Here is a 17,150-nt window from a genome sequence, read left to right as displayed (position 1 = left end):
CAGGGCAACAGCCCCTCCCCTTAGGACGGGGAGGGGCTGTTGAAGGTTGAGAAAGAGGCCCACCACAAGCTTTTAGGGGCGCGGGGAACTGCGCGACCGGCCACGAACGACCCGCAGACGACCACGGACCGCACCGCTGTCTGTCGGCCGAACCCCGGCGGAGCGCCTAGTACCAGTGGTTCGCCTGCCAGAACGACCACGCCTCACACGGGCTGCCGTACCGGGAGTTCATGTAGTTCAGGCCCCACTTGATCTGTGTGGCCGGGTTGGTCTGCCAGTCGGCGCCCGCGGAGGACATCTTGGAGCCGGGCAGTGCCTGGAAGAGACCGAAGGCGCCGGAGGAGGCGTTGACCGCCTGGTAGTTCCAGCTGGACTCGTGGTCCACGATGTTGCTGAAGCACTGGTACTGGCCGCTGGCCACCATCTGCTGCGCCATCGCCTGGATCTGCGCCACGGTGTACGAGCTCTGGACCGGGAAGCTGGAGGAGGAACGGCTGGCCGCGGTCTTCGCCTCGGCGCGCTCCTTGGCCTCCTTGGCCGCCTTCTCGGCCTCGGCCTTCTTGGCCTCTGCGGTCTTGGCCGCGGCCACCCGGGCGGCCTGCTCGGCGTCCTTCTTGGCGGACGCGTCCGCCTGGATCGCCACGGCGTCGGCCTGCTGCGTCAGGGACGCGGTCTGCACCTGGGCCTGCTGACCCGCGGGCAGGTCGGCGAGGAGCGTGGTGTCGGCTGCCGTAGCCTCGGCGTCGTTGTTCGGCTGGGCAACACTGCCCGAGGCCACACCCACGACGCTTCCGACGGCGGTGACCGCGGTGGCCGAAGCCACTGCGAATCCCCGGACCGAGATCCGGCTCACACGGTTTCCTTCCAGCATCGCCCGCTTCGGTGACCCTGGCGGACGCAATCTTGCCCCCTGACACTGGTCTCCTCACTACTGGGTCACGGGAGACACGGGCCCGGCGGGCAGCTCCGGAAGGGAGCGCCGCGTGGTGCTCGGGCGGCATACGACGTCGCTATGGAATTAGCAGTGATGCTTCTGTTGTTCCGTACCGCTGGGGGTACGGGTGTGTCGTATGCGGGGCCTGACAGGAGTGAGACTCTGCCGTAACCCGACGCCGGGTGGCAATTCAGAGTTGCGTGTGAAAGCTCACATCCGGTTTCTCCCAGGGGATTTCAGGAAACCGCCACACGCGAAGGCGCCGCCCGGCTAGGCTCGGGGCCTTTGCCGGACGGCGCCAGCGGGTGGGCAGTCAGCCCAGGTTGGACACAGGGGTCAGACGGTTCAGATGTGGCCGTCCTCCAGCATTTCGGTCACAAGGGCGGCGATCTGGGACCTCTCGGACCGGGTGAGGGTGACATGCGCGAAAAGCGGATGCCCCTTCAGCTTCTCCACGACGGCGACCACACCGTCGTATCGCCCGACTCGCAGATTGTCCCTTTGCGCCACATCATGGGTCAGAACGACCCGTGAATTCGCGCCGATCCGGGACAGAACGGTCAGCAGGACGTTCCGTTCCAGCGACTGGGCCTCGTCCACGATCACGAACGCGTCGTGCAGGGAGCGGCCGCGGATATGGGTGAGCGGCAGCACCTCCAGCATCCCGCGGGCGGTGACCTCCTCGATGACCTCGCGGCTGGTGACCGCCGAGAGGGTGTCGAAGACCGCCTGCGCCCAGGGGCTCATCTTCTCCGCCTCGGAGCCCGGCAGATAGCCCAGCTCCTGCCCGCCGACCGCGTACAGCGGACGGAAGACCATCACCTTCTGGTGCTGGCGGCGCTCCAGGACCGCCTCCAGGCCCGCGCACAGCGCCAGCGCGCTCTTGCCGGTGCCGGCCCGGCCGCCCATCGACACGATCCCGACGTCCGGGTCGAGCAGCAGGTCCAGCGCGATGCGCTGCTCGGCGCTGCGGCCCTTGATGCCGAACGCCTCGCGGTCGCCGCGCACCAGACGGATGTTGCCCTCCGAGGTCACCCGGCCGAGCGCCTTGCCGCGCTCCGACTGGATGGTCAGGCCGGTGTGCACGGGGAGGTCGGAGGCCTCCGGGACGTACACGTGCCCTTCCTCGAAGAGGATGTCCACCTGTTCGCCGGGCAGGGTCAGTTCGGACATCCCGGTCCAGCCGGAGGCGTCCGTGATGGCGAGTTCGGCGCGGTACTCCTCGGCGAGGAGACCGACCGACGACGCCTTGATCCTGAGCGGCAGGTCCTTCGAGACGACGGTGACGTCGTACCCCTCGGCCTGCAGGTTGCGGGCCACCGCGAGGATGCGGGAGTCGTTGTCCCCCAGGCGGTAGCCGCTCGGCAGCACGCTGGGGTCCGAGTGGTTGAGCTCGACACGGATGGTGCCGCCGAGGTCGCCGATCGGGATGGGGGCATCGAGGCGGCCGTGCCGGACCCGGTAGTCGTCGAGCAGGCGCAGCGCCTGCCGGGCGAAGTAACCGAGTTCGGGATGGTGCCGCTTGGCCTCCAGTTCCGTGACCACGACGATCGGGAGCACTACCTCGTGCTCCTCGAAGCGGGCCATGGCGTTCGGGTCGGCCAGCAGGACGCTGGTGTCGAGAACATAGGTGCGCCGGTCGGACTTGCGGCGCGTTGTGCTGGTCACCACGGAAGGACGTACCCCCTCGGATGAGGTCGGGGAGCGACGATGGCGAGCTGGACCGGTTGACGGCCGCCCTGCACGGGCCGAAAACCGGCCCCCCGCTGCTTCTTCCGTGCCGTGACCGCACGGTCGGGCTGGTGCAAAGGGCCTCCCGGGCGGACGGCCCCGAGCCGCCCGCTGAGATCCGATGCCCGGGGTTCGGGCGTCGACCTGTCTGGCTTATGCCCTCGAACATGCGCCGCCATGCCACGGTCCGCAACGACGCGCAGGTGAACTCCGTGTTACTCGCGCCCCAATATGGGTGATTTACGCCTCATGGGTGGCGTGGGGTCATCCACCGTGACGAGGTGGTCATCCAGCGTGGCGGTGGTGGCGGGGGCCGTATGCCGTGTCGACGTCCGCCGTCAGGATGACGTCACCCGCCGTAGCGGCGGTGCCGGGCCGCATAGTCGCGCAGAGCGCGCAGGAAGTCGACCTTGCGGAACGCGGGCCAGAAGACCTCGCAGAAGTAGTACTCGGAGTGGGCGGTCTGCCAGAGCATGAATCCGGACAGCCGCTGCTCGCCGCTGGTGCGGATCACCAGGTCGGGGTCGGGCTGGGCACCGGTGTAGAGGTGACGGCCGATCATGTCGACGTCGACGGAGTCGGCGAGGTCCTCCATCGCGACGCCCTTGTCGTGGGCGTCGAGGATCATCGAGCGGACGGCGTCGGCGATCTCCTGGCGGCCGCCGTAGCCGATGGCGACGTTCACCAGTATTCCGTCGACGTGCGCGGTGGCCTCCTCGGCCTCCTTGAGCGCGGTCTGCATCGGGGCCGGCAGCAGGTCGGGGGTGCCGACGTGGTGGACGCGCCAGCGGCCGTCGGCGGCGAGGGTGCGGACGACGTCCTCGATGATGCCGAGGAGGGGGACCAGTTCCTCCGGCGGCCGGTTGAAGTTGTCCGTCGACAGCAGCCAGAGGGTGACGACCTCGACGTCCGTCTCGGTGCACCAGCCGAGGAACTCCTCGATCTTCTCGGCACCGGCGCGGTGACCGTCGACAGGGGTGGAGCCGGCGGCCTTCGCCCAACGGCGGCTGCCGTCCACGATGACACCGATGTGCTTGGGCACCTGGGCGTGGTCCAGGTGGCCTTCCACCCGGCGCGCGTAGAGCCTGACGAGCAGGCCGCGCAGCTTGTCGCGCAGGTTCACTTGAAGTCCGCCCCTCGTGATTCGGATGCGGGAGTCCGCGTGCTTGGGGATGCGGGAGTCCGCCCGCCGAAGCCTACCCCTCCGGGGGTTGAGCCGGTTGACGCCCCAGGGGTGGGGGGTGAGGCCAAGTGCGCGACTACGGGCGGGTCGTGGCTGGTCGCGCAGTTCCCCGCGCCCCTGGGTCGGTGGCGCCCAGGTCGCCTGAAAAGCGGGTGAGAACCGCGGACAGAAAAACGGGCCGGTCCGTGGGGGGGAGACGGACCGGCCCGAGGGGGGGCTTCCACCATAACCCTTCGTAAGTGATGCTGCGCGCATCAGCGCGCATCAACTACTCTCCGGAGTCGTCCGGCGACGCCCCGGTGGGCCGGAAACGCTGGAATCGAGAGTCCCGCATGGCCGATTCACAGCGGAATCCCAGGAAAAGTAGCCGCATACGGGGAGATCAAGAGGGTTTGAGCCGTCTTGTGGATGCCTCGGCGAGTTGTTCACGCGTCCCCCCGACGGGCTACCCCGGGTGCGAACGGTGCCTTGACGGGAGCGAGCGGGGCGTTGCGGCACCGCGCAGCCCCCTCCTCTGCGCGGTACCGCCCGCGCAGCTTTGCTCACGCGAATTGCCTTGGCCTGAACTTACGTGAGCCGATCGGGTGATACGAAGCAAAAGAGGTAACGATGTGGGAACGCTGTGAAAATGAGAGATGAACAGAGGGGGTCACCCTTCACTTATGCGTAGATTCACGAACTAGTGCGCGACTTGACCGTATTGATCGATTACATCCCCTGATGCCCCGCCTTGATCGTTTCACCTTCCGCTCGGCCGGGCGGGTGTCCGCAAACCCGGACGGCGGTTCTTGGCCATTCTTCGCCGCCTGGCATTCCAAGGCCGGTGGATCACGGCCGGCGCGCCGGTCTGCGGGCGTCGAAAAGATGCCGGGAGCTGTGCGCTACGAAGGGCCCCTCCGTCTCGATCCGCCGGTGCAGGGTGCGGAGTTGCGGCTCGTACGCCTCGACCGTGAAGCCCGGGACCATCCACACGACCTTCCGCAGGAAGTACACGACGGCCGCGATGTCGTGGAACTCCATCCGCAGCCGCTCCGCCCGCAGACCGGACACCTCCAGCCCGGCCGCCTCCGCCGCGGCGCGCTCGGCGTCGGGGTGACGGCCGCCACGGACGGACTCCGGCTGCGGACCGAGGAAGAACTCGACGAGCTCGAAGACGCTGGCGGGCCCGACGTGCTGCGCGAAGTACGTGCCGCCCGGCCGCAGCACGCGCGCGATCTCGGCCCAATCGGCCCGCACCGGATGCCTGCTGAGCACCAGGTCGAAGGTCTCGTCGGCGAACGGCAGCGGGGCGTCCTCGGGCGAGGCGACGACCACCACACCGCGCGCGCCCAGCAGCGCGCCCGCCTTCGGCACGTTCGGCGGCCAGCCCTCGGTGGCCGCGAGCAGCCGCGGCCGGTCCGGGGCCGCCGTGCCGAGGGCGAAGTCGAACACCTCTCCGCCGCCGGTCTGGATGTCGAGCGCCGCGGTGGCACGGGCCAGCCGCCCGCCGGCCGCACGGGCGTACCCCCACGAGGGGCGCGCCTCGGTGGCCCGTCCCTCGAACCAGGAGAAGTCCCACCCCTCGGTCGGCACGGCGGCGCCCTCGGCGACGAGGTCCTCGAAGGTGCGGTGTGTCCGCTGCTCTGCCATGGCCGCAGCATCGCAGCGGACTGTCGGTCCCCGCTGCTAATTTCACCCGCCATGACGACCGACGACACGTACACGGCCGGTGAGAAGGAAATCCTGCACGCGAGCCTGGACCGGCACCGGGACGCGGTCCTGTGGAAACTGCAGGGCCTGGACGACGAACAGCTGCGGCGCCCGATGACGCCGTCGGGCACGAACCTGCTGGGGCTGGTGAAGCATCTGGCGTCGGTGGAGTACGGCTGGTTCGCCTCGGCCTTCGGCGGCGAGGTGGAGCCGCTGTGGTTCGACCCCTACACCGACGACGACCTGTCCATCGGCCCCGGTGAGACGACGCAGCAGATCATCGACTTCTACGGCCGTGCGCGCGCCGCGTCCGACGCGGTGATCACCGGACGCCCGCTGGACTCGCTGGGCCACCCGGACTGGCGGGACCACGAGGTCTCGCTGCGCTGGGTCCTCGTCCACATGATCGAGGAGACGGCACGTCACGCCGGGCACATGGACATCGTGCGGGAGCTGGTCGACGGGGCGACGGGGGACCATCCGCGCGCCACGGGAACGGCGTGACGGGTTCGTGGGCGGCGACCGCGCCGCGGGGGCATCACGGTGCCCCCGCGGCGTGGTCGCGCAGCACGAGCAGCAGGTACCCCTCGTCCACGGGGTGCTCCGTGTCCTCGCACGGCACGAAGCCGCTCTTCTCCAGCAGACGTACGGAGGCGGTGTTCTCGGCGGACGTGTCGGCGAACAGGGGCCGTACGGTCTCCTCCTGGAGGAAGCGCGCGAGGGCGCGGCTGCCGACGCCTCTCCCCCAGTAGGCCCGCCCGAGCCAGTACCCGGTGAACCGGCGCTCGCCCTCCCACCAGGCGACGATGTTCCCCGCGACCTCGCCGTCCGCCACGACGGTCCGCACCAGGCCGCTCGGATCCCCGAGCACCCGCTCTCGCCAGTGCCGGAGGAAGGCCTCCCGCGGCCGCGGCGTGAACCTCGACCGCCGGACGGCCTCCGGGTCGTGCTCGTAGGCGAGGAAGATCTCGAGGTCGTCGTCCTGCACGGGCCGCAGCCGAACGTCATCGGTCGTCATACCGGCGAGTGTGGCACCCGCCACTGACAACGCCGGGCGGCTGACGGCTGACGGCTGACGGCCGACGCTACGGCACCAGCGGCCGGACCTCCTCCGCGGTGAACCGCACGAAGCCCACGGGGTCGGGTTCGTCCGCCGTCGGCTGGAGGATGACGGTGTCGGCGCCGGCCTCCACGAGCCGCTGCACGGCCTTGGCGACGGCGCCCGCGTCACCGGCGGCACCTAGGTCGGGGACGGACTCCAGCCCCTCCGCGACGAGTTCGGCACGGAGCCGGGCGGGGGCGTCGGGCCCGGTGGCGGTCAACAGGTACACGACGACCCTGTGCGGCTCGTCCGCGCCGCGCCCCGCGGCCAGCCGCCCCTCCTCGATGAGCCGCAGGGCCCGGCGGACGCCGTCGGGTGAGGTGGCCGCGGTGAGAACGGTCCCGTCCGCGGCGGCACCGGACAGGCGGAGGGTACGGGGGCCTTCGGCGCCGGCGAGGACCTCGGCGGGGCCGGCGGGCGGCCAGTCGAGGGCGACGTCGTCGAGCCGGACGTACCGCCCGTCCACCGTGACCCGCTCCCCGCGCAACAGCGCGCGCAGGGCGTCGAGATGCTCGCGCAGCAGGGTCAGCGGGGACTCCGCGCGGGCGCCGACCTGGCCCATCCAGTCCTGCACACCGTGTCCGACGCCGACGACCGCGCGCCCCGGGAACATCCGGTGCAGCGCGGCGACCTCCATCGCGGTGACGGCGACGTTCCGCAACGGCACCGGCAACAGCCCGACCCCGACCCGCACCCGCTCCGACCACGCGAGCGCGGCCGCCGCCGCGGAGATCCCACCCTCCCTGAAGCAGTCCTCCCACAACCACAACTCCTCCAGCCCCACCCCCTCAGCAACGCGAACCACGTCCCGCAGCCGCTCGGGGGGTAGCTGGGGACGGAAGACTGCGCCGAGTGATGTCATGGGGGAGGTATTACCCGGGGCCAGGGCCGCGGCAACTCCATCAGTCACCCGGTCGTTCCCTCGGTGACCGAGTCCGCGTCCGGCAGCCGTACCCCGGCACGGCGAGCGCGTTCGAGGGCGGCCGGACCTGCGCCACGGGGGTCGGCGACGCCCCGCCTGTTCATCGGGCGCTGCTGGACCAGATGGAAGCGACGGGGGCCGGGGGCAGCGATGACGGCGGCGAAGCGGGGGTCTCCGGCGAACCACACCTCCCTGATCTGCTGGGTCTTCGAAGTGGCGTAGCCACGCCCGAGACGCCGTCTCCACCACAGGGACCGAATGTGCACCCTCAGGATCATCGGCAGTTTCTCGTCCGGGTGTTCCGGGTCGGGGAAGCTCAGCCAGACATCCCCGGCGGTGGCTCCTGGGACCTTTCCGATCCCGTTTTCCGGTTCCTCGAACACCTGCCAGGGGTAGGCGCGCAGCAACCGCCGCGTGTGGATGGCCCAGGAGATGTAGGACGGCTGGAGAAACGCTCGGTAGAACGAGTAGAGCAGGGGGACGAAGAAGAACCACAGCGTCCAGGTCATCGACATGATGACGTACCAGGCGAGCAGCCCCAGCCACGCGGCGGGCCACAGGATCTGGCCCAAGAGCGCGCAGGTGACCAGCTTTGCCCAGGCGCGGCGGGTCGCCGGATCGTCCCAGGCCGTGGGGTGGTGCGTGGGTGCCATGTCAGTCCTTGCCTGATACGCCATCGGACATGTCCGGAAGTGGGTTTTCGAAACTGACCGTGGCGGCGACGTCCCTGAGCAGATCGCGGTAGTGCTGGGCGTGATCGACCGCCGTTGTGGCCAGTGAGAGGATCGCGATGCGCCGGCCGTCGAGGCTCGGAACGTATGCCGTGACCTGGAGCAGTCCGCGCGGAGCGCCGAGTCCCAGCTCCGGCGGCTCCTTGAGACGTGTCTGGACGAGCGAGGCCGGACCGCACGGCAGGTCCAGCGTTTCGATGTGCTCGGCTCCCTCCGCACCAGCGGCCGCCCGGCCGGCGAGGACACTGCGCGGAGCCCAGTCGGTATCCCGCCGGGCAAGTGTGAAGAGGGACAGCAACTGTCCGCCGTCTCCCTCGTCGTCCGCGTGAAGCCCGAGGCAACAGTGCACCGCACCGGCTTCCAAGAGCAGTCGGGCCAGCCGGAGGACCGGACCGAGACCGGTCAGCGGACCTTCCGCCTGCGCCGCATCACACGGTGACGCCGCCAACTCGTCGAGCGGAAAGGGTACGAATCCCGGGGGCAACGCGAACCAGACATCGGCGTCCTCGCGCCGGGCCGAGTCGTCGATCATGTAGGCGGCCGTACTCATGACGCTTCTCCCGCGCCACGCAGCAGGAAGTGAAGCGCACCGGCTGTCGCCGGAACATCGACGCCCAGGGTTCTCGGTCCGTCGAGGAGGTTGGTGACCGTCTTGGCCATGCCGTTGTCCAGGGCATCGGCAAGGCTGCTCGCGACGCCGTACACGGCCGTGCCGGCTCCCAGGATCGTCGCCGGTCCGTCGACCTTTTCGACGACCGGAGCCAGCCGTCCGCCGAACACACGGGGATGAGACAGAAGGTTCACAGCTCCTTCGGCCGCCGCGGCCTCCGTCCGGATCGAGACGCCCACTGTCTTCATCGAGGTCCCCGCCCTGACCCCGGCCTTGGCGATCTTCTGCCCGAGAGTCAACACCTCCTCGGCCTCACCGACCGGTCCTGCCGTCGCTGCCAACAGCTCGGGGGCTTTCATGGCCCCCTTGGCCACCGCCCCCAGCCCCGGCAGCATCCCCAGGAAGTCCCCCGCCACGCCCAGCAGGTTGCCCCAGAAGTCGACGTCCAGTTCGCCCTTGGTGAGGCCGTCCTCCAGTGAGGACAGGACTTCGGGGTCGCTGATCCGCAGGCCGAAGGCCATTCCGCTGAGCAGGCCCGCCGCCAGGAACAGCATCCAGGGTGCGACGGCCGTGAGGCCCAGCAGGGCGATCACGCCGAGCACGGCGGCGCACGCACTGAGGATGTCGGGAAGGTTGTCGCCCAGCCAGTCGGTGAACCTGTCCCAGGCGTTCGGCTCGTGCGGCACCAGCCTGTGCGTGGCGTCGCCGATGTGCCGGGCCCGCCTGCGCGCGGTCTCCTCGTGCTCGCCGGCGAGGGATCGGGCACGCTTCAGCACGTCGTCCAGGTCCCCCTGCGCCGCCGTGACCTTCTTGCGGTCCTCGTCCGCGTGCCCCCGGGCGCGCTGCAACGCCTCGCGGGCGTCCCTCGCCTCGCCGTCGAGCTTCTTCGCGCGCCGCTGGAACTCCTCCAGCTCCGCGCCCCAGAGGTCCAGTTGCCTCGCCGCCTTGTCGACGGAGTGGGCGCCGTTCCTGAGGTTGAGCGGCAGCGGGCCGGTCTCCAGTTGCGCACGGAAGGCGACGGCAGCGTCGCCTTCCCAGTAGCTGCCGTTCATCAGCTTCGTGACCTTGGAGTGTGCCTTCTCCATCTCCTTGGCGCAGTCGGACAGCTTGCGGTGGATGTCCCGCACCAGGTCGGTGCTGCCGGGCGCCGGGTCGAAGCCGAGATGGGGGTAGGGGTTCGCGGCGGTCACTTGCCCCCGCCCCTGCTCCGTGCCTTCTCCAACGCCTTCTCCAGGGCGACGTCCACCTCGTGGAAGTCGTCCTTCGCCTTCTTCGTGACGGCCGTGAGCTGCCCGATCTGCTCGGCGATCTCCTTCGCACCGTAGTGCCAGTCCTCCTGGAACCGGTCGCACGCCCTGTCCAGCTCGTCGGTACCGAGGCCGTCGACCCCCGGGTCGTGCAACACCTTCTGCAACGCAGTGAAGGACTGTTGCGCCTTCTTCAAGTCCTTGAAGAAGGCGTCCAGTTCGGTGCCGTCGACCTTCAGACGGTCAGCCATGTGCGTCCCTCGCCGACGAGAAGCCGCAGTCGGCCGGAAGCAGTGCGCCAGGGAGCCAGGAGGGGCTGTTCACCAGGGGACTCCAGGGGGGCTAGACGTCTCTTGACCCTCCCAACGATCTCCACGCGCTCGGGTGACACTTGTCCGGTCCCCGGGGAGGGACCCGCTGCCGCGTTGTGGATACGGTCGGTGCGAGCACCTGAGGCGCAACCGTGAAAGGGGTGGGGTGTGGGGCGCTGGCGGGACGGCCGGGGAACCTTGGTCGTGCACGGGGACGGGGGGCGGGTGGCCACCGTCCCGCTGGAGATCGCCACGTCGTATCGCGCCCGCACCAGAGGGTTGCTGGGGCGTGACGGGCTTGACGGCGCGATCCTGCTCTCGCCCGCCAACGGGATCCACACGTTCCGGATGCGGATGGCGATCGACGTCGCCTATCTGGACCGCCGGCTGAACGTCATCGCCGTGCGGACGATGCCGCCGGGCCGCCTCGGCCGGCCTCGCCTTCGTTCCCGGCACGTACTGGAGGCGGAGGCGGGGGCCATGGCCGACTGGGGAGTGCGGAAGGGCGCGCGGGTCACGGTCGAGGTGGCGTAGGGCTCGTTGGCCCTGGGGCGGATGTCTGCGCTCAGCTCTCCGTCCGCGGGAACGTGACCTCCACCCGGCGGTTCTTCTTCCTTCCCTCCTCCGTCGAGTTGTCCGCGATCGGGTACTGCTCGCCGTAGCCGCGGACGTCGAAGGTGATGTTCGGGTCGTTCAGGTCCTGGTCGAGGACGGCCTGTACGGCGTTGGCGCGCTGGCGGGAGAGGACGTCTCCGTGGGCCGAGGTGCCCAGGTTGTCGGTGAAGCCGAAGACGCGGACCTGGGTCGGGTTCTGCTTCCTGATCTCGTCGGCGATCGCCCCGATCCGCGCCTTCGCCGCCGCGCCGAGCTTCGCGCTGTCCTTGCTGAACAGCACTTCGGCCTGGAGGGCGAACGTCACGTCCGCGTTGGTGTCCTCACGCCGTTCGTCACCGCTCTGGTCCTCCACGACCGACTTGATGTCCAGGACCTTGGGCTCGGCGAGGGTGGCGCCCTCGGGGAGCTTCAGGTCGGGGTCGGTGGGGTCGATCTTCACGGGGGCACCGGCGGAGGGTTCCGTGCCCGGGGGGACGCTCGGGTCGCCGCCGTCGGCACGGGCGGTCGTCGCGCCGTAGAGGTTCGCGGCTAGGAGGAGCGTCGCGGCGCCCAGGGTCAGGGGGAGGCGTGGAGTGGTCATTTCGGCCTCACCCGGAGATCTTGATGGTGCCGCTGGAGAAGGTGGGGAGTTGGAGGGTCACTTCGGTGGTGTCGGCCGGTGGGGCGGGGAACTGCATGAAGACGGGGATGGTCTGGCCGGAGTCCACGTTCGTGATGCCGGTGCTGGTGAGCGGCCGGCCGTCCGTGTCACGGAGGACGTAGTAGCGCTTCTTGCCCTTGGAGTCCACCAAGGTGGCCCCGCCTAGGGAGAAGCCGTGTTGGGTGATCTCCGTTTCGTCACCGCTGACCTGAGCGGGGATGACAACCGAGTTGGCACCGTCGTTCTTGATGACCCCGTTGACGGTGACGAAGCCACCCGAGTCCCGTTGAGCAGAGGTGATCCGCAGGAGCAGGCCGTCTGTTCCTTTGAGTTCGGCCAACGGCGTCTCGGACTGGCCTTCCTGAGCACTCGGGTTCGATCCGCTGCTCTTCGGGGCGGAGGCCGACGCCTGGGGCTTGTCCGCCTTGTCGTCGCCCCCGCCACCGCAGCCGGTCGCCACGGCCAGACCGGCCGCGACCAGCAACGCGACCGTCCCCCTGCGAGCCATCGCAGTGAACCGAATGCTCATCGCACCGCTTCCTTCTTCACTCGTCGATTCGCTTGTCAGTCGGCCAGATGGACGTCGAAGAGGTCCTCGGGGCCCGGAAGATTCGTGAGGTCGTCCGGGTCCAGAGTCCAGTTCCGGTCCTTGCAGGTGAGTTCGGGCAGTGCGCCGCCCGCACCGGACAGCGTGAACGTGCAGAGCGGTTCGATCACGGCGGTGGCGTGTGCCGTCGACCTGATGTTCTCGGTGCCGGGAACGACGGAGTCGCCCACGGTCTTGTTCGTCTTGGCATCGACCTCGTAGCTCAGCGGCGGCTCGGATGTGCACTGAGCCGTCGCATCGTTCTGTGAAGCCAGTTGGGCGGCACGCCAGCAGGAGTCGGCGACGTCCACCTTGCCGTCGAAGATGTCCTGCCACTTGGTCGGGTCGAGTACGTCCTGCACCCACTGGTCCGCAAGCTCGTCACGCGTGTTCATGGCCGCGGCGAGCGCCGCCGCGTCGGCGGCCGTCTGGGCACCGTTCCGGTTCACCGCGGCCTGGCCGACCGCGAGGTACGCCAGCGCAAGAAAGAGCAGGCCTCCCACTACCGTGATGTAGATAGGGAAGGCCTGCCCCGAGTCGCCGAAACGACGAGCACGCATCACGTGATCTTGTTGATCTCCGCAGTGATCTTGGTGAGGATCGTCTGGCCGATGCTGGTACCCGTGACCGCCAGCACGATCGCCACCACCACCGCGATGATCCCGAGATACTCGACCGCGGTCTGGCCCCGGTCGTCGGCACGGCGCTGCATTGCGACAAGCATCCTCAGCATCAGGTTGCTCATGGTGCTCCCCTCCGGGTTCGGTTCCGATCCTGGCAGCGTATGGCGGAACATACCCTTCGGCGGAGGGCCCCGGGGCCCAAATCCGGACCCAGTTCACCCGGTTCATCTCAGGCCACCCCCAGCCATTTGGCCGTCGCCTGGGCGCGGGTGGTGGTGTGGAGTTTGGCGAAGATGCGGTTGATGTGGTTCTTGACCGTCTTCTCGCTGATGAAGCAGACGGCGGCGATCTGCCGGTTGTTCATGCCGGACGCGATGAGGTCCATGATCTCCGCCTCCCTGCCGCTGAGTTGAAACCGGGACGGGGACGACTGTCCCATAGATGGTTGCAGTTGCGAAAGCCTCTGGGTGGTAAATTCCTTAGGCAGAGGCCTTAGTTCCGGTTTTGCGTGTGCAGTTGCGTTGCCCCTGACGTGCGCCAGCAACGCGTTCGTCGCCGTCGGCGTGAAGTGCGGGCGGCCCCGGCCCACGTCCCGTACCGCCTGGGTCAGCTGCTGGGTCGTGAACTCGCCGTGCACCAGGTAGCCCCCGGCGCCCAGCCGGACCGCCTCCTGCACGAGCTCCGTCCCGTCGCTGTACGTCAGCATCATGACCGGGGCGACGCGGACCAGGTGGGGCAGGGCCGCGATGCCGTCCACACCGGGCATGCGGACGTCCAGGAGGATGACGTCGGGGCGGTGGTGCAGGGCCGCCTCGTAGGCCGCGCGGCCGTCCTCGGCCTCCGCCACCACCGTGAGGTCGTCCGCCGCGGAGAGGACGGCCGTCAGGCCCGCGCGGATCACCGGGTTGTCGTCGGCCACCAGGACGCGCAGTGCCGTTGGCCCGTCGGCCGTGTCGGTCGGGTCGGTCGGGTCGGTCGGGTCGGTCGGGTCGGTCGGGTCGGTCGGGTCGGTCGGGTCGGTCGGGTCGGTCGGGTCGGTCGGGTCGGTCATCTCAGTGGCACCTCCACTCGGACCTCCGTGCCCTTGTCGGTGGTCAGTTGGATGCGGGCGCCCACCGCCGCCGCCCGTTCCGTCATGCCGAGCAGGCCGAAGTGGCCGGTGCGGCGCAGGTCTTCGAGGGACGTGTCCGGAGGCAGGCCCCGGCCGTCGTCATGGATCGTCACCACCAGGTGGGTGGGGGTGGTGGCCGCCCGTACGTCGACTCTCGTCGCGTGTGCGTGGCGGTGCGCGTTCTCCAGGGCTTCCGCCGCGATGCCGAGCAGCTGGCGGGCGGTGGGGGGCGGGAGCGGAACGGGGGCGGCGGGGCCGTCGTACTTCGCGGGGAGGGCCGTGCGCGCGGTGAAGCCGGTGGTCAGGGACTCCAGTTGGGTCAGTACGTCGGCCTCCGGGCCGCCGCGCAGGTCCGTCAGGAGTTCGCGGGACTCCGCCGCGGCGCGGCGCGCCGCCCGTGCCAGCAGTTCCGCCTGCTGTCTGATCAGAGCCGGGTCCAGGCGGTCCGGGGGCACGGACGCGGACGCCGCGAGGCCGTCGGCGACCAGCGCCACGCCGTACAGCGTCTTGGTCACCGAGTCGTGCATCTCGCGGGCGAGCCGGGCGCGTTCCGCGCTCGCCGCCTCGGTGGCGGCCAGGCGGGCCCGGGTCTCGGTCAGGGCCTCGGTGGCGGTGCCGAAGCGGAGCATCAGGTTGCGCAGGGTCGAGCCCATGGCGCCGGTGATGACACAGAGGCCGGGGAGGAGGAGGGACTCGGCCGGTGCGGAGTGGTGCTTCAGCGTTTCCTGCACCACGAGGAGGATCAGCGACTGGAGGGACGCGAAGACCGCGGCTCCGCGCCAGCTGTAGAGGAGGCCTGCGAGGAGGGGGGTGCAGACGCTGACGTACGCGAGGGTGGTGTCGGGGCCCGCCGAGATCAGGAGGAAGGAGCCGAAGAGGGTGTCGACGGCCAGGAGGGTGGGGTGGCGCAGGAGGAGGGGGCCGAAGCGCTGCCAGTCCCGGAAGAGGACGTACGAGATCATGAACGTGACGACCACGGCCGAGCCGACCAGGCGGGCGCCCAGGCCGGGGCTGGCGTTGAGGAGGGCGGCGGGGGTCGCCACGGCGATCATCGCCAGGCGGAGGCCGAAGACCTGCCGGCACATCGCCTGGAGGGCGCGGACCTCGACCTTCCCGCCGTCCGCAACGGTGGCGCCGGCCCCGCCCATGGCGCCGTCCGCTCCCGACGCGCCGGCCACGCCGTCGGCTCCGACGGCGCCGTCCGCTCCAACGGCGCGGGCTGCGGTCTTCTCGTCGTCCTCGCCGGTCGCCACGGTCGTCACCTCCGCCTACTTCCCCGTGACCGACCCGAAGTCGACCCCGGAGCCGAGCAGCAGGCCCGCGGCCAGCAGCAGCATCGTCGCCGGGACCATGAAGGTCGTGATCATCAGCGTGGCCCTCGGTACCGCCCGGGCCGCTTTGCGGCGGGCGTTCTGGGCGTCGGTGCGGCGCATGTCCTTGGCCAGTGCGACCAGCGTGTCGACGATCGGCGCGCCCAGTTCCTCGCCCTGCTGGAGTGCCGTCACGAACATCGCCACCTGCTCGGAGTCGTTGCGGCGGCGGAGTTCCGCGAAGGCCTGCCGGCGGCTCATGCCGAGGTCCATCTGGCGGAGGGTGATGCGGAGTTCGTCGGCCCAGGGGCCCTCGTAGTGCGTGGCCACCCGGTCCAGGGCCTGGCGGAAGCCGAGGCCGGCGCCGACCACCACCGCGAGGACGTCGAGGAAGTCCGGGAGGGTGCGTTCGATGACGTCCTTGCGGATGCGGATCGCCGACCAGATGCCGACCTCGGTCCAGAACGCGCCGAAGAGGAGGAGCAGGACGGCGACCAGCCACTGGCCGCGCAGCAGGAAGACCAGGAAGCCGGTGCCGCCCAGGGCGCCGTAGACGGCGCGGCGGGCCGCGTAGCGGTCGATGGTCAGGCCGCCGGGGTTGCCGGCCAGGTCGATCTTGCGGCGGTACCTGGCCACCTGGCGCGGGCCCATCAGGCGCAGCACGGCGGGCGCGTACCGCATGCCCATGCGGTCGATGAGGGAGTTGGCGGCGCCGGTGCGGGTGGCGCCCACCTCCAGCGCGACGGCCAGGTCGGAGGGGAGTTTCGCGTCCGCGCGGTACAGGCGGACGCCCGCGAAGACGCCGTAGACGGCGAGTGCCATGAGGAGGGCCAGGAGGAGTGCCATGTCACATACCACCTACACGTCGATCCGGCTCAGCCGCCGGATCAGGACGAAGCCGACGACGTACAGGCCGAAGGCGATGAGCACCGCCGCCTGGCCGAGTGTGGAGCCGGTCATGCGGTCGAGCGTGCCGCTCTTGACCCCGTTCATCAGGAACAGGGCGCCGACGCCGAGGACCGGCACCGCGTACGACGTCATCGTCACCTGGGAGAGCTGGGTGCGGATCTCCCGGCGGGTCTCCTTGCGCTCCTCCAGGGTCTCGGTGAGGTTGCGCAGGGCGGAGACGACCTGGCCGCCGGCCCGGTTGGCGAGGACGAGCGTGGTGACGAGGACGACCAGTTCGCGGGACGGGAGCCGGGCGGCCAGCTCGCCGAGCGCGTCGTCCATGGAGTGGCCGATCGCCAACTGGTCGGCGACCTTGGCCAGTTCCTCGCCCGCCGGGGCTTCCAGCTCCTCCGCCGCCATGCCGATCGCGGTGCGCAGGGCGAGGCCGGCGTGGGTGGCGTTGGCCAGGATGCGGGCCAGTTCGGGGAGTTGGCCGATGAACCGCTCGATGCGTTTCTGCCGTTGCCAGTTGAGGAACTGGACGGCGGCGAAGACGCCGAGCAGGCCGGCGATGGGGCCGAAGAAGGGGGCGAGGGCGGCCTGGCCGATGAGCCAGAGGGCCACGACGGCGGCGAGCATGTAGACGAGGAACTCGCCGGGCGTCACGTCCAGGCCCGTGGCCGCCAGCCGGAGTTCCAGGCGGCGGCCGACCGAGGTGCCGCGCAGGCGGCGGTCCAGGTTGCGGAACCGGCGCCGGCGCCCGCTGAGCGGGGCCTGGCCGGTGTAGGAGAGACGGTCCACCAGGGCGGCGCGCTGGGCCCGGCCGGAGGCGTAGGTGTGCAGGCCCACCACGGCCAGGAGACAGGCCAGCAGGGTGACGCCGGTGGTGAGGGAGACGAGGTCGTGGAGGGACATGG

The 17,150-nt window shown here is 70.1% G+C and carries 20 protein-coding genes; 2 read left to right on the top strand and 18 right to left on the bottom strand.

Going from position 1 to position 17,150, the window contains the following annotated elements; genetic code table 11:
- Positions 1-166 precede the first annotated feature (166 nt).
- From ACFY6U_RS40535 to ACFY6U_RS40520, 4 genes are all read right to left on the bottom strand, one after another.
- Entirely contained in the window at positions 167-853 is a 687-nt protein-coding gene (locus ACFY6U_RS40535; RefSeq protein WP_390046523.1) for a transglycosylase SLT domain-containing protein, read from the bottom strand.
- A 426-nt stretch (positions 854-1,279) separates the two neighbouring features.
- Positions 1,280-2,605 (bottom strand): PhoH family protein, encoded by a 1,326-nt coding sequence (locus tag ACFY6U_RS40530; RefSeq protein WP_390046521.1) that lies wholly within the window; start codon positions 2,603-2,605, stop codon positions 1,280-1,282.
- A gap of 409 nt (positions 2,606-3,014) precedes the next feature.
- On the bottom strand, positions 3,015-3,788 hold the full coding sequence (locus ACFY6U_RS40525) for an isoprenyl transferase (protein WP_351498686.1): 774 nt from the start codon (positions 3,786-3,788) through the stop codon (positions 3,015-3,017).
- 888 nt (positions 3,789-4,676) lie between these two features.
- Positions 4,677-5,477 carry a class I SAM-dependent methyltransferase gene (locus ACFY6U_RS40520; protein ID WP_390046519.1) on the bottom strand — a complete coding sequence of 267 codons (801 nt, stop codon included), beginning with the start codon at positions 5,475-5,477 and terminating at the stop codon, positions 4,677-4,679.
- Positions 5,478-5,528: 51 nt separating this feature from the next.
- Between ACFY6U_RS40520 and ACFY6U_RS40515 the strand changes: the two genes are divergently transcribed.
- Entirely contained in the window at positions 5,529-6,041 is a 513-nt protein-coding gene (locus ACFY6U_RS40515) for a DinB family protein (protein ID WP_390046517.1), read from the top strand.
- Between the two features lie 34 nt (positions 6,042-6,075).
- On the opposite strand, the gene ACFY6U_RS40510 is transcribed toward ACFY6U_RS40515, so the two are convergent.
- The 6 genes from ACFY6U_RS40510 to ACFY6U_RS40485 form a co-directional block, all read right to left on the bottom strand.
- Positions 6,076-6,555 carry a GNAT family N-acetyltransferase gene (locus ACFY6U_RS40510; RefSeq protein ID WP_390046515.1) on the bottom strand — a complete coding sequence of 160 codons (480 nt, stop codon included), beginning with the start codon at positions 6,553-6,555 and terminating at the stop codon, positions 6,076-6,078.
- A gap of 67 nt (positions 6,556-6,622) precedes the next feature.
- A complete protein-coding gene (locus ACFY6U_RS40505) occupies positions 6,623-7,501 on the bottom strand; it encodes an LLM class flavin-dependent oxidoreductase (RefSeq protein ID WP_390046513.1) in 879 nt (292 codons plus the stop codon).
- Between the two features lie 44 nt (positions 7,502-7,545).
- Positions 7,546-8,214 (bottom strand): hypothetical protein, encoded by a 669-nt coding sequence (locus ACFY6U_RS40500; protein WP_390046511.1) that lies wholly within the window; start codon positions 8,212-8,214, stop codon positions 7,546-7,548.
- Between the two features lies 1 nt (position 8,215).
- A complete protein-coding gene (locus ACFY6U_RS40495) occupies positions 8,216-8,842 on the bottom strand; it encodes a hypothetical protein (protein ID WP_390046509.1) in 627 nt (208 codons plus the stop codon).
- On the bottom strand, positions 8,839-10,092 hold the full coding sequence (locus tag ACFY6U_RS40490; RefSeq protein ID WP_390046507.1) for a hypothetical protein: 1,254 nt from the start codon (positions 10,090-10,092) through the stop codon (positions 8,839-8,841). The genes ACFY6U_RS40495 and ACFY6U_RS40490 overlap by 4 nt, the downstream gene beginning before the upstream one ends.
- Positions 10,089-10,400, bottom strand: coding sequence for a hypothetical protein (locus tag ACFY6U_RS40485; protein ID WP_390046506.1), 312 nt, complete (start codon positions 10,398-10,400; stop codon positions 10,089-10,091). Before ACFY6U_RS40485 ends, ACFY6U_RS40490 begins: the two co-directional genes overlap by 4 nt.
- Positions 10,401-10,628: 228 nt before the next feature.
- Here ACFY6U_RS40485 and ACFY6U_RS40480 point away from each other — a divergent pair, with 228 nt between their 5' ends.
- Positions 10,629-10,994 (top strand): DUF192 domain-containing protein, encoded by a 366-nt coding sequence (locus ACFY6U_RS40480; RefSeq protein WP_390046504.1) that lies wholly within the window; start codon positions 10,629-10,631, stop codon positions 10,992-10,994.
- Between the two features lie 31 nt (positions 10,995-11,025).
- On the opposite strand, the gene ACFY6U_RS40475 is transcribed toward ACFY6U_RS40480, so the two are convergent.
- The 8 genes from ACFY6U_RS40475 to ACFY6U_RS40440 form a co-directional block, all read right to left on the bottom strand.
- Positions 11,026-11,655, bottom strand: a complete 630-nt coding sequence (locus ACFY6U_RS40475) for an OmpA family protein (protein WP_390046503.1) — start codon at positions 11,653-11,655, stop codon at positions 11,026-11,028.
- Positions 11,656-11,662: 7 nt separating this feature from the next.
- Positions 11,663-12,244: a hypothetical protein gene (locus tag ACFY6U_RS40470; protein ID WP_390046501.1), complete on the bottom strand. Its 582-nt coding sequence runs from the start codon at positions 12,242-12,244 to the stop codon at positions 11,663-11,665.
- Positions 12,245-12,279: 35 nt separating this feature from the next.
- Entirely contained in the window at positions 12,280-12,861 is a 582-nt protein-coding gene (locus tag ACFY6U_RS40465) for a pilus assembly protein TadG-related protein (protein ID WP_390046499.1), read from the bottom strand.
- Complete coding sequence (locus ACFY6U_RS40460; RefSeq protein ID WP_093499360.1) at positions 12,861-13,046, bottom strand: hypothetical protein; 186 nt, start codon at positions 13,044-13,046, stop codon at positions 12,861-12,863. The genes ACFY6U_RS40465 and ACFY6U_RS40460 overlap by 1 nt, the downstream gene beginning before the upstream one ends.
- A gap of 107 nt (positions 13,047-13,153) precedes the next feature.
- Entirely contained in the window at positions 13,154-13,975 is an 822-nt protein-coding gene (locus tag ACFY6U_RS40455; protein WP_390046496.1) for a response regulator, read from the bottom strand.
- Positions 13,972-15,297 (bottom strand): sensor histidine kinase, encoded by a 1,326-nt coding sequence (locus ACFY6U_RS40450; protein WP_390046494.1) that lies wholly within the window; start codon positions 15,295-15,297, stop codon positions 13,972-13,974. The genes ACFY6U_RS40455 and ACFY6U_RS40450 overlap by 4 nt, the downstream gene beginning before the upstream one ends.
- 6 nt (positions 15,298-15,303) lie before the next feature.
- The gene (locus ACFY6U_RS40445; RefSeq protein ID WP_390046492.1) at positions 15,304-16,191 is read right to left on the bottom strand and encodes a DUF5936 domain-containing protein; all 888 of its coding nucleotides are present in this window, start codon (positions 16,189-16,191) and stop codon (positions 15,304-15,306) included.
- Between the two features lie 12 nt (positions 16,192-16,203).
- On the bottom strand, positions 16,204-17,148 hold the full coding sequence (locus ACFY6U_RS40440; RefSeq protein WP_390046490.1) for a type II secretion system F family protein: 945 nt from the start codon (positions 17,146-17,148) through the stop codon (positions 16,204-16,206).
- Positions 17,149-17,150 lie beyond the last annotated feature (2 nt).

The organism is Streptomyces sp. NPDC013157 (assembly GCF_042899865.1).
Taxonomy (GTDB): domain Bacteria; phylum Actinomycetota; class Actinomycetes; order Streptomycetales; family Streptomycetaceae; genus Streptomyces.
Note: the sequence above shows the minus strand (reverse complement) of the source record. Positions and strands in the feature narration are given on the sequence as shown.

What these genes read in the sequence shown, in the direction of transcription:
- ACFY6U_RS40500 (WP_390046511.1), bottom strand. Translation starts at nt 8,214, where the DNA reads ATGGCACCCACGCACCACCCCACGGCCTGGGACGATCCGGCGACCCGC.
- ACFY6U_RS40505 (WP_390046513.1), bottom strand. Translation starts at nt 7,501, where the DNA reads ATGACATCACTCGGCGCAGTCTTCCGTCCCCAGCTACCCCCCGAGCGG.
- ACFY6U_RS40465 (WP_390046499.1), bottom strand. Translation starts at nt 12,861, where the DNA reads ATGCGTGCTCGTCGTTTCGGCGACTCGGGGCAGGCCTTCCCTATCTAC.
- ACFY6U_RS40455 (WP_390046496.1), bottom strand. Translation starts at nt 13,975, where the DNA reads ATGACCGACCCGACCGACCCGACCGACCCGACCGACCCGACCGACCCG.
- ACFY6U_RS40445 (WP_390046492.1), bottom strand. Translation starts at nt 16,191, where the DNA reads ATGGCACTCCTCCTGGCCCTCCTCATGGCACTCGCCGTCTACGGCGTC.
- ACFY6U_RS40515 (WP_390046517.1), top strand. Translation starts at nt 5,529, where the DNA reads ATGACGACCGACGACACGTACACGGCCGGTGAGAAGGAAATCCTGCAC.
- ACFY6U_RS40485 (WP_390046506.1), bottom strand. Translation starts at nt 10,400, where the DNA reads ATGGCTGACCGTCTGAAGGTCGACGGCACCGAACTGGACGCCTTCTTC.
- ACFY6U_RS40470 (WP_390046501.1), bottom strand. Translation starts at nt 12,244, where the DNA reads ATGAGCATTCGGTTCACTGCGATGGCTCGCAGGGGGACGGTCGCGTTG.
- ACFY6U_RS40440 (WP_390046490.1), bottom strand. Translation starts at nt 17,148, where the DNA reads ATGTCCCTCCACGACCTCGTCTCCCTCACCACCGGCGTCACCCTGCTG.
- ACFY6U_RS40495 (WP_390046509.1), bottom strand. Translation starts at nt 8,842, where the DNA reads ATGAGTACGGCCGCCTACATGATCGACGACTCGGCCCGGCGCGAGGAC.
- ACFY6U_RS40510 (WP_390046515.1), bottom strand. Translation starts at nt 6,555, where the DNA reads ATGACGACCGATGACGTTCGGCTGCGGCCCGTGCAGGACGACGACCTC.
- ACFY6U_RS40475 (WP_390046503.1), bottom strand. Translation starts at nt 11,655, where the DNA reads ATGACCACTCCACGCCTCCCCCTGACCCTGGGCGCCGCGACGCTCCTC.
- ACFY6U_RS40460 (WP_093499360.1), bottom strand. Translation starts at nt 13,046, where the DNA reads ATGAGCAACCTGATGCTGAGGATGCTTGTCGCAATGCAGCGCCGTGCC.
- ACFY6U_RS40520 (WP_390046519.1), bottom strand. Translation starts at nt 5,477, where the DNA reads ATGGCAGAGCAGCGGACACACCGCACCTTCGAGGACCTCGTCGCCGAG.